15 protein-coding genes are annotated in these 13779 nt (G+C 64.4%); 5 read left to right on the top strand and 10 right to left on the bottom strand.

Annotation, left to right across the window (positions count from 1 at the left end; all coding sequences use genetic code 11):
* Positions 1-259 precede the first annotated feature (259 nt).
* From C5L14_RS13140 to coxB, 8 genes are all read right to left on the bottom strand, one after another.
* A complete protein-coding gene (locus tag C5L14_RS13140) occupies positions 260-1015 on the bottom strand; it encodes an SURF1 family protein (RefSeq protein ID WP_105862475.1) in 756 nt (251 codons plus the stop codon).
* Entirely contained in the window at positions 1012-1389 is a 378-nt protein-coding gene (locus C5L14_RS13135) for a DUF983 domain-containing protein (protein ID WP_105862474.1), read from the bottom strand. The genes C5L14_RS13140 and C5L14_RS13135 overlap by 4 nt, the downstream gene beginning before the upstream one ends.
* Positions 1390-1453: 64 nt before the next feature.
* A complete protein-coding gene (locus C5L14_RS13130) occupies positions 1454-2290 on the bottom strand; it encodes a cytochrome c oxidase subunit 3 (protein ID WP_105862473.1) in 837 nt (278 codons plus the stop codon).
* A 31-nt stretch (positions 2291-2321) separates the two neighbouring features.
* Complete coding sequence (locus tag C5L14_RS13125; RefSeq protein WP_105862472.1) at positions 2322-2942, bottom strand: cytochrome c oxidase assembly protein; 621 nt, start codon at positions 2940-2942, stop codon at positions 2322-2324.
* A 1-nt stretch (position 2943) separates the two neighbouring features.
* The gene (locus tag C5L14_RS13120) at positions 2944-3189 is read right to left on the bottom strand and encodes a hypothetical protein (protein WP_245196888.1); all 246 of its coding nucleotides are present in this window, start codon (positions 3187-3189) and stop codon (positions 2944-2946) included.
* Positions 3186-4109 (bottom strand): heme o synthase, encoded by a 924-nt coding sequence (cyoE, locus tag C5L14_RS13115; protein WP_428832622.1) that lies wholly within the window; start codon positions 4107-4109, stop codon positions 3186-3188. Before cyoE ends, C5L14_RS13120 begins: the two co-directional genes overlap by 4 nt.
* 177 nt (positions 4110-4286) lie before the next feature.
* Complete coding sequence (ctaD, locus tag C5L14_RS13110) at positions 4287-5918, bottom strand: cytochrome c oxidase subunit I (RefSeq protein WP_105862471.1); 1632 nt, start codon at positions 5916-5918, stop codon at positions 4287-4289.
* Between the two features lie 33 nt (positions 5919-5951).
* Positions 5952-6818, bottom strand: a complete 867-nt coding sequence (gene coxB / locus C5L14_RS13105) for a cytochrome c oxidase subunit II (RefSeq protein ID WP_245196889.1) — start codon at positions 6816-6818, stop codon at positions 5952-5954.
* 366 nt (positions 6819-7184) lie between these two features.
* Here coxB and C5L14_RS13100 point away from each other — a divergent pair, with 366 nt between their 5' ends.
* Positions 7185-7727: an invasion associated locus B family protein gene (locus C5L14_RS13100; RefSeq protein WP_105862469.1), complete on the top strand. Its 543-nt coding sequence runs from the start codon at positions 7185-7187 to the stop codon at positions 7725-7727.
* A 196-nt stretch (positions 7728-7923) separates the two neighbouring features.
* On the opposite strand, the gene C5L14_RS13095 is transcribed toward C5L14_RS13100, so the two are convergent.
* Entirely contained in the window at positions 7924-9576 is a 1653-nt protein-coding gene (locus C5L14_RS13095; protein ID WP_210203233.1) for an acyl-CoA dehydrogenase family protein, read from the bottom strand.
* 194 nt (positions 9577-9770) lie between these two features.
* Here C5L14_RS13095 and C5L14_RS13090 point away from each other — a divergent pair, with 194 nt between their 5' ends.
* Together C5L14_RS13090 and C5L14_RS13085 are read left to right on the top strand one after the other, a co-directional pair.
* Positions 9771-11174 carry an MATE family efflux transporter gene (locus C5L14_RS13090; protein ID WP_181161154.1) on the top strand — a complete coding sequence of 468 codons (1404 nt, stop codon included), beginning with the start codon at positions 9771-9773 and terminating at the stop codon, positions 11172-11174.
* 31 nt (positions 11175-11205) lie between these two features.
* Complete coding sequence (locus C5L14_RS13085; RefSeq protein ID WP_105862467.1) at positions 11206-11895, top strand: DUF937 domain-containing protein; 690 nt, start codon at positions 11206-11208, stop codon at positions 11893-11895.
* A gap of 112 nt (positions 11896-12007) precedes the next feature.
* Here the strand turns inward: C5L14_RS13085 and C5L14_RS13080 are convergent, their stop codons facing one another.
* Positions 12008-12316, bottom strand: coding sequence for a DUF1127 domain-containing protein (locus tag C5L14_RS13080; protein WP_181161153.1), 309 nt, complete (start codon positions 12314-12316; stop codon positions 12008-12010).
* Positions 12317-12563: 247 nt separating this feature from the next.
* Between C5L14_RS13080 and C5L14_RS13075 the strand changes: the two genes are divergently transcribed.
* The gene (locus tag C5L14_RS13075; RefSeq protein WP_105862465.1) at positions 12564-13442 is read left to right on the top strand and encodes a LysR substrate-binding domain-containing protein; all 879 of its coding nucleotides are present in this window, start codon (positions 12564-12566) and stop codon (positions 13440-13442) included.
* 1 nt (position 13443) lies between these two features.
* Positions 13444-13773: a cupin domain-containing protein gene (locus C5L14_RS13070; protein WP_105862464.1), complete on the top strand. Its 330-nt coding sequence runs from the start codon at positions 13444-13446 to the stop codon at positions 13771-13773.
* Positions 13774-13779 lie beyond the last annotated feature (6 nt).

The raw sequence follows: 13779 nt of genomic DNA, 5'->3' as shown, positions 1-13779 counted from the left end.
GAAGCGCCGCCGATGCCGGCCGCGCGCCGTCCTGGACACAAGTCTTCATCCTGTAATCCGCCCGGGGCCGGCGGGCAAGGCGCGTATCGCCGCCTGCTGGCTTGAATGCGCCGCTCCTGGCCCCGATCACCGGCCTATTTCATCGTCATTGCGGGCTCAGCGGAGCAATCCTGATTTCATCAGGGCGGAGAGACTGGATCGTTTCGCTGCGCTCGCAAGACGACATTCCAGCCCGCTAGGCCATACTTGGCGACGCGGCCTAGCTTTTTGAACTCCGCCGGTAGCGCAGGACGAAGGCGATGTAGACCCCGACGAGGCCGAGGGCGAGACCGAACCAGGTCAGCGCATATTGCAGATGGTTGTTGGGGAAGGTGAGAATGGTCTCTCCGCCCTGGGGCAGGCCGCCGGGGGCGCTGGCATCGGCATCGATGAAGAAGGGTGCGACCCGCGTCAACCCCTCGGCCTTGGCAATGCCGGCGATGTCGCGCGTGAACCAGTTGCCGGCGAGGGGATCGTCCGCCGGCGTGAAGAGATTGCGGTCCTCCGTCCAGCGGGCGAGGCCGGAGACGGTGACAGGGCCCGCGATCTGCCCGGCTTGGCGGCTGGCGGGATCCTTGGCGCTCTCGGGCACGAAGCCGCGATTGATCAGGATGGTGGAACCATCGGGACGGATGAGCGGCGTCAGCACCCAATAGCCCACACCGCGAAACCGCCCTTTGACATCGGGCAGATTGGTGAAGGAGCGGATCTCTTTGGCGTGGTCGAAGGTTCCCGAGACCTGCCAATGCCGGTATTCGAGACCGTCCCGCGTCAGGTGCGGCCAATCGGCTTCGGGGGGCGGAGCGACCGGAGCCGCGGTGGTGCGATCGGCAATCTCCTTGAGCAGGCCGAGCTTCCACTGTAGACGTTCGAGCTGCCAGATGCCGAGACCGACCAGGAAGGCGCCCATCACCAGCATCGAGATCGTCAGCGCCAGGAGCGAGCGCGGACGTGAGGAGAGTGCGGACCCCGTCATTCTTCCAGCCGGCCCTCGGCCGCCTTGTTGGTGTATTGCAGGGCGACGAGGACGCCCTTCATCCAGCGCAGCAATCCCAGACAAACAGCGAGGGAAAGCGGCAGCCAGAGAATGACGTGCACCCAGACCGGGGGTGAGAAGGTGAATTCGACATAGACGGCCGCACCCAGCAGGATGAAGCCGGCGACCAGGATCACCAGGACGGCCGGCCCATCGCCCGAATCGGCAAAGCTGTAGTCCAGGCCGCAAGCGCTGCATTTCGGCTTGAGGCTGATGAAGCCGTCGAAGAGCTTGCCCTGGCCGCAACGGGGGCATTTGCCGCGCGAGCCGGTCTGGAAGGGTGAAAGCGGCGGGTATTGGTGATCTTGCGGCATCGCGAGGCCCCAAAAGGAAACGGCCGGGTAACCCCGGCCGCCTCGTTGATCGTATGAAGGCGGCTCAGCCGTGCACGCCGCCGGGACCATAGCCCCAGATGTAGATGCAGGCGAACAGGAACAGCCAGACCACGTCGACGAAGTGCCAGTACCAGGCGGCGAATTCGAAGCCGAGGTGATGGCGCTGGGTGAACTGGCCCAGATTGGCGCGCAACAGGCAGACCGCCAGGAAGATGGTGCCGACGATCACGTGGAAGCCGTGGAAGCCCGTGGCCATGAAGAAGGTCGAACCGTAGATGTGGCCCGAGAAGGAGAACGGTGCGTGGGCATATTCATAGGCCTGGCACAGCGTGAAGATCACGCCGAGAACCACCGTCAGGATCAGGCCGTTCCTCAGGCCCTTCTGGTCGCCCTCGAGCAAGGCGTGATGGGCCCAGGTCACCGTGGTGCCGGAGGTGAGCAGGATCAGCGTGTTCAGGAGCGGCAGATGCCAGGGATCGAGAGTCTCGATGCCCTTGGGCGGCCAGACGCCGCCCGTCAGCGCGGTGCGGGCGACCTCCGCCGACTCGCCGGGGAAGAGGGCGACGTCGAAATAGGCCCAGAACCAGGCGACGAAGAACATCACCTCCGACGCGATGAACAGCATCATGCCGTAGCGGTGATGGAGCTGCACAACCGGGGTGTGGTCGCCCTCGGAGGCTTCCTTGATGACGTCCCACCACCACATCAGCATGGTGTAGAGCACGCCGATCAGGCCGACGCCGAACACCAGGGGGCCGTAGGAATATTTGTGCATCCAGGTGATCAGGCCGATGGCCAGAACGAAAGCCGCCATCGAGCCGACGAACGGCCACGGGCTCGGGTTGACGAGGTGGTAATCATGGTTCTTGGTCTGAGCCATGGCTTTCTCCAGATGCCGGTCGCCCGGGAACTTATAACTGCGGTTTGCTCGACGTGTCGGTTTTCGGTTCGGCCGCCGCGAGCGGTGTCGCGGGAGGCTTGGCCGGATAGTAGGTGTAGGAAAGCGTGATCGTGCGCACGCCGGCAAGATAGTCGACCTTGTCGATCGCGGGATCGACGAAGAAGACCACCGGCAATTCCTGGCTCTCGCCCGGTCCCAGTTTCTGGTTGGTGAAGCAGAAGCACTGGATCTTCGAGAAATACGCACCGGTTTCCTGCGGCGTCACATTGTAGGCGGCCGCGGCATAGGTGGTTTCCGAGGAGAGGTTGGTGATCTTGTAATAGACCGTCTTCACCTCGCCGGCCTTGACCGTCACCGAACGCTGTTCGGGCTCGAACTTCCAGGGCAGGGCCGGGTTGATGTTCGAATCGAAACGCACTTCGAAGCTGCGGTCGAGGATCTGGCCCGGGGCAGCCTCGGCGACGCGCGTGGTACCCGCAAAGCCGGTGACCTGGCAGAACAGCGTATAGAGCGGTACGGCGGCATAGGCCGCACCCACCATCGATGCCACGAACGCGATGCAGGACACCGCGATGACACCATTGCCGACCTTGGGGCGCGCAGGGGAGGACTTGTCGGGCATTCCGGCCATTCTAGAACCCCTTGTCGAGAACGCCGGGGCCCTTGACGAAGCTCACGGCATAGACGAGCAGCACGAAGGCGATCAGGGCGGCGGCGATCGCGATGGAGCGCCAATGCAGCTTGCGTGCCTGGTCGGGTGCCAGCCGGGCGACCCAGCTGTCGCGAGGCGGACGCTGATAGGCGAGGGGGCGGAACAGGATGATCAGCAGCAGGATGATCAGGGCCGGACCGATGAACCACAGATGATGTGCCATCATGCCAGGATCCTCATCACCAGCGCCTCGCCGAGCAGGCAGGCGAACAGCACGAACAGATAGAGGATCGAGTAGCCGAACATGCGCTTGGCCGGTCCCATGTCGCCGGGCTTGCGCCAGATGTCGACGGCGAGGCCGAGCATGCCGAGCCCGCCGAGGCCCGCGACCACGCCATAGCTCCAATGGGCATAGCCGAGCAGCCAGGGCAGCATGCCGATCGGGGCCAGCAGCACCGTGTAGATCAGGATCTGGCGCCGGGTCTCGTGGTCTCCCGCCACCACGGGCAGCATCGGTACGCCGGCCTTTTCGTAGTCGCCCGACTTGAACAGCGCCAGGGCCCAGAAATGGGGCGGGGTCCACATGAAGATCAGGGCGAAGAGGACGAGGCTTTCCACCGTCACCGTGCCGGTCACCGCGGCATAGGCGACGACCGGGGGCAGGGCGCCCGCCGCGCCGCCGATGACGATGTTCTGCACCGTCCAGCGCTTCAGCCACATGGTGTAGATCACCACGTAGAAGAAGATGGTGAAGGCGAGCAGGCCCGCGGCGAGGAAATTGGTGAAGACGCCGAGCGCCAGCACCGACAGGCCGGACAGGATGATGCCGAAGGCGAGCGCTTCGCCCGGGCTGACGCGGCCGGCCGGAACCGGGCGGTTGCGCGTGCGCGACATCACGGCGTCGATGTCGGCATCGTACCACATGTTGAGGGCGCCGGAGGCACCCGCGCCGACCGCGATGGCGATCAGGGCGGCAAGGCCGATGACAGGATGGATCTGGCCGGGAGCCACGACCATGCCGGTGAGGGCGGTGAAGACCACCAGCGACATCACACGCGGCTTGAGCAGGGCCAGGAAGTCGCCAACCGACGCGATGCTGATCACGGGGACAGCATCGTCAGCCTCGCCTTGGATGGGCATGCCGATATCGGTCAATGAACGTTCCTTCTCGTCGTACCGGCCTCGGCCGGCTGCCTTTGGGGCTGGTTGCTTGCTGGAGACTTCCTCGCGGGAAGGCTCGAGCAGGAAACCGCGGGAGTTGTGGAGGCAGGAGGGCGGCCGTCGAAGCGGCCGCCCTCCCGAAAGCTCAGGCGTTCGAGGGGCTCAGCGGATGCGGGGCAGCGTCTCGAACTGGTGGAAGGGCGGCGGTGAGGACAGCGTCCATTCCAGGGTGGTGGCGCCTTCGCCCCAGGGATTGGCGGCCGCCTGCTCCTTGCGGACGAACACCGCGTAGAAGTTGATGGCCAGGAACCAGATCACGCCGCCGAAGAAGATGAAGGCGCCGAGCGAGGAGACCAGGTTCCAGCCGGCGAAGGCCGGGTTGTAGTCGACGAGGTGGCGGGGCATGCCGGCCAGGCCCAGGAAGTGCTGCGGCATGAACAGCATGTTGGCGCCGACGAAGGCGATCCAGAAATGCACCTGGCCCATCCAGTCGGGGATGACATAGCCGAACATTTTCGGGAACCAGTAGTACCAGCCCGCGAAGATGGAGAAGACCGCGCCCAACGACAGCACGTAGTGGAAATGCGCCACCACGTAATAGGTGTTGTGCAGCGAGCGGTCGACGCCGGCATTGGCCAGCATCACGCCGGTGACGCCGCCGACGGTGAACAGGAAGATGAAGCCCGTCGCCCACACCATGGGCGCCTTGAAGTCGATGGAGCCGCCCCACATCGTGGCGATCCAGGAGAAGATCTTCACGCCGGTCGGCACCGCGATCACCATGGTGGCGAACACGAAATAGGCCTGCGTGTCGACGTCGAGGCCGACGGTGTACATGTGGTGGGCCCACACGACGAAGCCGACGACGCCGATGGCGACCATGGCATAGGCCATGCCGAGATAGCCGAAGATGGGCTTGCGCGAGAAGGTCGAGATGATGTGGCTGACGATGCCGAAGCCGGGGAGGATCATGATGTAGACTTCGGGATGACCGAAGAACCAGAACAGATGCATCCACAGGATCGGGTCGCCGCCATTGGCCGGATCGAAGAAGGCGGTGCCGAAGTTACGGTCCGTCAGCAGCATGGTGATGGCGCCAGCGAGGACGGGCAGCGACAGCAGCAGCAGGAAGGCGGTGACCAGCACGCCCCAGGCGAACAGCGGCATCTTGTGCAGCGTCATGCCGGGCGCGCGCATGTTGAAGATGGTGGTAATGAAGTTGATGGCGCCCAGAATGGAGGACGCACCGGCCAGATGCAGCGACAGGATGGCGAAATCCATCGCCGGTCCGGGCGTGCCCTTGATCGAGGACATCGGCGGATAGGCCGTCCAACCCGTACCGACGCCGAGGTCGTCGGCGCCGGGGCCGCCGGGCACGAACATCGAGATGATCAGGAGGCCGAAGGCCGGGATCAGCAGCCAGAACGAGATGTTGTTCATGCGCGGGAAGGCCATGTCCGGCGCGCCGATCATCAGCGGTACGAACCAGTTGCCGAAACCGCCGATCATCGCGGGCATGACCATGAAGAAGATCATGATCAGGCCGTGGGCGGTCACGAACGCATTGAACGTGTAGGGGTTGGTGAAGAATTGCTGGCCCGGGAACATCAGTTCCGCGCGCATCGCCACCGACAGGAGGCCGCCAATGATACCCGCGACCAGCGCGAAGATCAGGTAGAGCGTGCCGATGTCCTTATGGTTGGTCGAATAGACATAACGGCGCCAGCCGGTCGGATGATCATGCGCGTCATGGGCATGATCGTCATGCGCCGATGCGTTGTGGGCAGTGGCCATCACATTCAATCCTTTAGTCGAGCCGTCAGGCCGTTACTTTACTACGACGGAGGTCGCGGCTGCGACCTTGTCCGGGGCGGCGCCGTTCATTGCAGTCTTCTTGCTGGCCACCCACTTCTGGAACTCCTCGTCGCTCACCACGCGGAAGGCGATCGGCATGAAGGCATGGTCGCGGCCGCAAAGGCGCGAGCACTGGCCATAATACATGCCTTCGCGGGTGGCCTTGAACCAGGTCTGGTTCAGGCGGCCGGGAATGGCGTCGATCTTGATGCCGAAGGAGTTCACCGAGAAGGAGTGAATCACGTCGTTGGAGGTGACCTGCACCACCACCGTCTTGTTCACGGGCACGACCACCTCGTTGTCCACCTTGAGCAGGCGCAGCGGATCGCTCATGGGCAGGTCGCGCACCATGGTGGACGAGAAGGAGATGTCGCCATTGTCGGGATATTCGTAATCCCAGTACCACTGGCTGCCCGTCGCCTTGATAGTCAGGTCGGCCTTCGGAATCACTTCCTCCATATAGAGGAGCTTGAACGAAGGCAGGGCGATGCAGACCAGCACCAGGATCGGCAGCACCGTCCACGCCACCTCCAGGATGGTGTTGTGCGTGACCTTGGAGGGGACCGGGTTGGCCTTCTTGTTGAAGCGGATGATCACATAGAGCAGCAGGACCATCACGAAGAGGGTGATGGGGACGATGAACCACATCACATAGGTATGGAACCAGTTGATATATTCCATCACCGGCGTGGCGGGTTCCTGCAGGCCCATCTGCCAGGGCTGCGGCTCGCCGAGGCCGCCCTTGGCGGCCTCTTCGGCGCTGGCCGTGCCGATGATGAGGCCCCACAGCAGCGATGACAGTGCCACCCCGCCCATTTTCTTCCTAGCCTGGAAAGCCATCCGCCTTCTCTCCAATTCCCCGCCGACACGACGCAGCCCATACGGCACGTGATACGCCACCTGGCTCGTTACCGGTCGGGAGCGCCAATCGCGCAAAACTCTCTGGCGCGCAGATTTCACGGATTGGAACTCATGTAAAGCACACGGTCACTCAAAAACCACAATCCACAGCGCATCGCAATGGTTCGACGTCCACGGTTTGTGCGGCAATTGGGCGCGAAAGCGCCATGATGTGCCGTCAACTTGGGCCGGACGCCGTCGCGGCGCCATGCTTGACAGTCAGGGCCTGTCTGCTACCCGTCGCGACAGAAATCCAAACCGGGCCCGCGGGCCCTGATTCGGCGAGGATGTACCTTGTTGGCACACATGCTGAAACATGCGCTTGCGACCCCGCTGCGACGGGTTACCGGCCTTTCCCTTGCGGGCCTGCTGGCGGCTGCCGTGCTGGGCGGTCCTGCCGCCGCACAGCAGACCGATCAGCTCGGCGTGCTGCGCTCGACCCACGACAACTGGCAGGTGCGCTGCGATACCCCGCCGGGAGCCCAGCAGGAACAATGCGCGCTGGTGCAGGCCGTCACTGCGTCCGATCGCCCCAATGTGGCCCTGTCGGTGCTGGTGCTGCGCACGGCCGATCAGAAGAGCCGCCTGCTGCGGGTGATCGCGCCGCTCGGTGTGCTGCTGCCGTCCGGCCTCGGCCTCAAGATCGACGGCAAGGATGTCGGCCGCGCCGCCTTCGTGCGCTGCCTGCCGACGGGCTGCCTGGCCGACGTGGTGCTCGACGATTCCCAGATCGGCATGCTGCGTACCGGCAAGGAAGCCACCTTCATCATCTTCCAGACGCCGGAAGAGGGCATCGGCATTCCCCTGACCCTGAAGGGCTTTGGCGAAGGTTTCGACAAGCTGAAATGAAGTCGGAAGGCATCGGCCTTCGATTGTTGCAGCTGAGGCTGGGACCGCGGACATCCCGTCCACCTCTGCCCTTGCGGCGAGCATCCGTTTCCACTGGGGCGGTCGAGGCGTTCACGGTCCCAGCCGGCTGCTCCGCTCTACGCCATTGGCGGCGTTTACCAAGTTTCGAGAATACTGGCGCAGCCGGCACTCGATGCTACCGGGAAGGTTCCACTCTCGCCCGATCCAGAATCGGCTGCAGGCTCAGGCCGGCCGGGAGGGCGCCGTAGCAGCCGCGCATTCCGCCATCGAGGCGTCCGGCCACGAAAGCTTCCGCCATTGGCGCAGGGCCGTGGCGGAGCAGGAGCGAGGCTTCCAGCGCCAAAGCGAGATCTTCCACCAGGCGGCGGGCCAGCGCCTCCTGCATGCCGCCGGCATGCATCGCTTTCTCGATGGCGGCGACGAAGGCGTCGTAGCGCTGATCCAGCCCCTGCGCTGCCTTTAATTCACCGCGCAGCGCCGCGACGGTCGCTGGCTCCTTGCCGAGCGCGCGCAGCACGTCGAGTGCGTTGACGTTGCCGGAGCCCTCCCAGATCGCATTGACGGGAGCCTCGCGATAGAAACGGGCCAGCGGCCCCTCTTCCACGAAGCCGTTGCCGCCGAGACATTCCAGCGCCTCATAGCTGTGATTGGGGAGGCGCTTGGTCACCCAGAACTTGGCGATGGCCGCACCGAGGCGCGCGAAGGCGGTCTCCTCCGGCGTCTTGCCGTCGAAGGCGCGGGCCACGCGCATCACCAGCATGGTGGCCGCTTCCGCCTCGATGACGAGGTCGGCGAGGACCGGCTGCATCAGGGGCTGTTCGATCAGGAGCCTGCCGAAAGCGTGGCGGTGGGCGGCGTGGTGCACGGCCTGCACCGCGCATTGGCGCATCATGCCGGCGCAGACCAGGGCGGCGTCGAGCCGGGTCTGGTTGACCATGGCCATGATGGTGGCGACGCCGCGGCCCTCCTCGCCGATACGCCAGGCCAGAGCGCCGGCATATTCGATCTCGGCCGAGGCATTGGAGCGATTGCCGAGCTTGTCCTTGAGGCGCTGGATGAAGATGGGATTGCGGGTGCCGTCCGGCCGCCAGCGCGGCACGAAGAAACAGGCGAGCCCGCCGGGGGTCTGGGCCAAGGTGAGGAAGCCGTCCGACATCGGGGCCGAACAGAACCATTTGTGTCCGGTGAGTTCGTAAAGATCTTCGCCGAGCGGTCTGGCGAGGGTGGTGTTGGAGCGGACATCGGAGCCGCCCTGTTTTTCGGTCATCGCCATGCCGATGGTCGCCGCCGCCTTCTCGGCTGCCGGGCGGGCCGAGCCGTCATAGGCATCGGCCCGGATGAGCGGGCCCCATTGCCCGAAGAGGGCGGGTGCCTGGCGCAGCACGGCCAGGCTCGCGCCGGTCATGGTGATCGGACAGCACACGCCGGGCTCGATCTGGGTCAGCATATACTCCAGGACAGCATGGGCGACGAAGCCGCCGGCCCGCCCGGAAGCGGGCAGGGAATGGATGCCTGCCTCCAGGCCGCGGGCCATCAGGGCATGATAGGCGGGATGGAATTCGACATGATCGATGCGCTGGCCGAAACGGTCGAAACTGTGCAGCTCCGGCGTATGCCGGCCGGCGGCCTCGCCGAGCGCGATCGTCTCGGCGCTGCCGATCGAGGCCCCGAAGGCGCTCGCGGCGTCCCGGGCCCAGCCGGCGCCTTCGCGGGCGAGCGCTGCCTGCAGGCCTGGATCGCTGTCGAACAGGTTGTAGTCGAGCAAAGGCGGGACCTGGTTGGTCACCTGATGGGTCGGCAGGTCGGCGATCGGCTCTTGCGCAATCATGGCTGGGCTTCCTGACTGCCGGCCAAACTATCGCGTGGGAGCATCTCTGGCGAGGGGGGAGGAAGGGCAGGGGTTTTCCGCTTGATGATATCGGCCTATATCGGTGCTCTTCGCCCATGCTGGGCAATGGGGTGTACGGATCGTCGGCCTTTGAAGGCCAGGGAGGTCTGCGCTCCCCGGGAATTGGACTGAAAATGCGCCATCCTCAAGCCGATGACGACGCCACGCCCGCCGAGGCGTCGGCGCAGCCGGCACCTCTGTCGCCGACGGCAAAGTTCGTGACCGGCTCGATCATGCGCCACGTCGTGGTGATGACCACGACGGGCTCGATCGGGCTGATGTCGGTGTTCGCCGTCGACCTCATCAACCTGTGGTACATCGCCCATCTCGGCGACACCGCGGCGACGGCGGCGGTCGGCTATGGTGCGGCGGTGCTGTTTCTGGCGACCTCGATCTGCATCGGCGTGATGATCTCGGCCGGCGCTCTGTGCTCGCGTGCATTGGGGGCCCATAATCGCGCGTTGGCTCGGCGCTACGGGGCTTCCATCCTGGTGTGGATGATCCTGATCAACACCCTGGTGGCGGCTGTTGCCCTTCCGCTGATTCCCTGGCTGCTCACACAGCTGGGCGCCACCGGCCGCACGCTGGATCTGGCCACCATCTTCCTGCAGATCAGTGTGCCGAGCGGCCTCCTCATGGGCAGCGGCATGGCGCTCTCCGGCGTGCTTCGTGCTGTCGGGGACGCCAGGCGCTCGATGTATGTCACGCTGTCGGGGGCCATCGCCGCGGCGATCCTCGATCCCATCTTCATTCTTTGGCTCGGCCTCGGTGTCGAGGGGGCGGCGATCGTCATCGTGATCTCGCGGCTGGTTACCGTCTGGGTCGGCTGGTACGGCGCCTCCCGCGTGCACGATCTGGTAGGCCGGTTGTCGCTGCGCGAAGCGCTCGCCGACACCAGGCCGATCATGGCGATCGCGGGCCCGGCCATGCTCGCCAATCTCGCCACCCCCGTGGCGAATGGCTACATGACGGCCGTGCTGGCTCCGTTCGGCGATGGTGCCGTGGCGGGCAATGCCGTGATGGGACGTCTGATCGCGTTCTGTTTCGGGGGGATCTTCTCGCTCTCGGGTGTGGTGGGACCGATTCTCGGTCAGAATTACGGCGCCGGCCGGCTCGATCGGGTGCGCCGCACCCTGACCGATGCCTTCACTTTCACGACGATCTATGCGCTGATCGTGTGGGCGGTGCTGGCCGCCGCGCACCAGCTGGTGATCCGCCTGTTCAACATCGTCGATCCGCAGGCTGCCCAGCTCATCACCTTTTTCTGCCTGTTCGCGGCAGGGTCGTGGGTCTTCCACGGGCTGCTCTTCGTTGCCAATGCTTCCTTCAACAATCTCGGCTTTCCGATCGCTGCGACCCTGTCCAACTGGGGTAAGGCGACGCTCGGTACCATTCCCTTTGCCATCATTGGCGCAAAATATTGGGGAGCGGAGGGGGCGTTGGCCGGGCAGGGACTTGGCGCGGTGATCTTCGGCGTGTTTGGTGTATGGTGGGCCTATCGTTCACTGCGGTGGCTGAAGGTCCCCGGACAGGGCTGAGAGCCACAATGGCGGTGGCATGGGAAGCGGCATGAACACACTATTCGATCTATTGAACACCGCGCAGAACGGGCAGGCGATCGACAATCTGGCCCGCCATTTCGAGCTCAGCCAGAAGCAGGCCATGGCGGCAGCCGAGGCGCTGATGCCGGCTTTCTCGCTCGGCCTGAAACGGCAGGTGGAGAAAGCGAAGACTGCCGCCGAACCGCCGGATTTCTTCGGCCTGTCGGGTGTGCCGCAAGTCGATAGCTTCCAGGACGCGGCGCTGGCCTTCACCCAGCAGGCGACACAGCAGGGCCAGCGCGTGATGGCAGCCCTTTTCGGTACGCCCGAGATGACGAAGGCGCTTTCCCAGCTCGCCGCATTACAGAGCGGCGTCGCCGCCCCGGTGATCGCCGCCATGCTGCCGTCCGTGGCGTCCATCCTGGTCAGCGGCCTGGCGCGGGCAGCCGTGCCGCCGGCGCCCAGCCATCCATTGAGCGAGATGTTCGATGCCATGATGCGGGCCTTCCAGCCTCCGCCGGCCAAGCCGGCACCCTGGTTCGACAACAGCGCTCTGGCGGCGCTATGGGCGCCGTTTCTCGCGCCGATGTCGGCCCCTGCTCCCAAGAGCGACGCCGAAGCGATGATGGATCAGATGCTCGAGGCGGGCAGCCAGCTCCAGAAGGCGCAAGCCGATGCGATGCAGTCGCTGCTCGAAACCTGGTTCGGCAGGAAATAATGAAGCCGGCATGAAAAAGCCCGCTTCAGACGAAGCGGGCTGAGGTGCGGAAGTCACGCTTCCGGGGCGTTCTGCCGCAGGGGAAGCGGCCAGAAGTCGTGCCGGTCAGGCATCAGGCGTGCAGACCGACGAAATTGTCATGCTTGGCGGCCTTGGCCGAGCTGCGCCAATCCATCTGCGCCGCGACGAGCTGGGCCGACGGATCGCGCCAGAGCGGCTGCGACAGGGCGCCTTCGACATCGGTCGGCGTCAGGCCGAGATCGCGCAACATCGCCGCATCTGCAGTGGCCAACTGGTTGATTTCCCGGCGATTGTGAAGCGCGACGGCGAGACCGGCTACCTTGCCGAACACAGCGCGCACCGTCTCGACGAAGCTCGAGACGAAAGAGGAAGACTGGCTGTTGACGACAACGCTGTTCATCGGATTCTCCATCGGGCGGCCGGTGATGCTGCGCTCCCGGATGGAACGCTCCATTCATCACCAATACTGAACGGTAACACTATGAAACATCGGTATTGATCAATCCAACGAATGTTTCTAATGTTCAGCATAAGCGATTGTTATCGTACTCCTCGATGGCGGATCGAGGCACGCCCTTCATGAGGCCGAGCCGGCGGAGTAGGAAACGGCGTTCTCGCTAAAACATACTTGCTCGAGGGAGGGGCCCATGGCCGTGCTGCTGGATATCGATCAGCTCAGGACCTTCATCGCCATCGCCGAAACGGGCAGCTTCACTCGCGCCGCCGACATCGTCTTCAAGACGCAATCGGCCGTTTCCATGCAGATGAAAAGGCTGGAGGAGCGCATCGGCAAGCCGATCTTCGAGCGGGACGGGCGAGCCTCCAGGCTGACGGAAGACGGCGACAAGCTGCTCGACTATGCGAGGCGCATCGTCAAGCTCAACATGGATGCGGTCTGTGCCTTCTCCCAGAACGAGCTCACCGGGCGCGTGCGCATCGGCATTCCCGACGATTATGCAGACCGTTATCTGCCGGAGATCATGGCGCGTTTCTCGCAGGCCAATCCCCGGGTCGAGGTGACCATCGTCTGCGAGCCGACGCCGATGCTGATCGAACGCATCAACGCCAATGATCTCGACCTCGCCATCATCACCCATGTCGAGCACAAGGGAACGGCCGAATTCGTGCGACATGAACGCCTGCTTTGGGTGACTTCGAGCCGGCACCAGGTCCACACGGAAACACCGCTCCCGCTTGCGCTCGGCCGCCCGAGTTGCGGCTGGCGGCAGGCGGCGCAGGAAAAGCTGGAAACGATCAATCGCGGCTATCGCGTGCTCTATTCGAGCTGGAACTCCACCGCGGTCGGCGCCATGGTCCTCGCAGGCCTTGCGGTCTCGGTGCTGCCGGAAAGCGCGCTGAGGCCCGGCATGCGCGTCCTCGGTCCAACCGACGGCTTCCCGCCATTGCCCTCTTGCAAGATCGGCCTGGTGCGCAACTGGCGTGAGCAGACCTCGCTCACCGATGCGCTCGCAAGCCTGATCATCCAGAGCCTGGACAATCTCGCCCAGAACGAAGCGGCGGAATAGGATGACGGACTGGCTCAAGTCCCTTTCCTATTTTCGTGACAATCTCGGCGCTGACGGCAAGCCTTTCTTCATGGGCATGGCGCATGGCTCGATGACGGTGGAGCTCTACAAGCCTGTCGGCCGTGATCTTCAGATGCCGCATGCCCAGGACGAGCTTTATATCGTGATTGCCGGCAGCGGCACCTTCTCGAAGGCCGGGGAATTGCGGCCGTTCGCGCCGGGAGACGTGATCTTCGTCGAAGCCGGCCTCGAGCATCGCTTCGAGAGTTTCAGCGAGGACTTTGAGACCTGGGTGATTTTCTGGGGTCCGAAGGGCGGCGAACCCGCCTGATTTCGG

This window comes from Labrys okinawensis (assembly GCF_002982075.1).
Classification (GTDB): Bacteria; Pseudomonadota; Alphaproteobacteria; order Rhizobiales; family Labraceae; genus Labrys; species Labrys okinawensis_A.
This window is presented reverse-complemented; position numbering and strand designations above follow the sequence as displayed.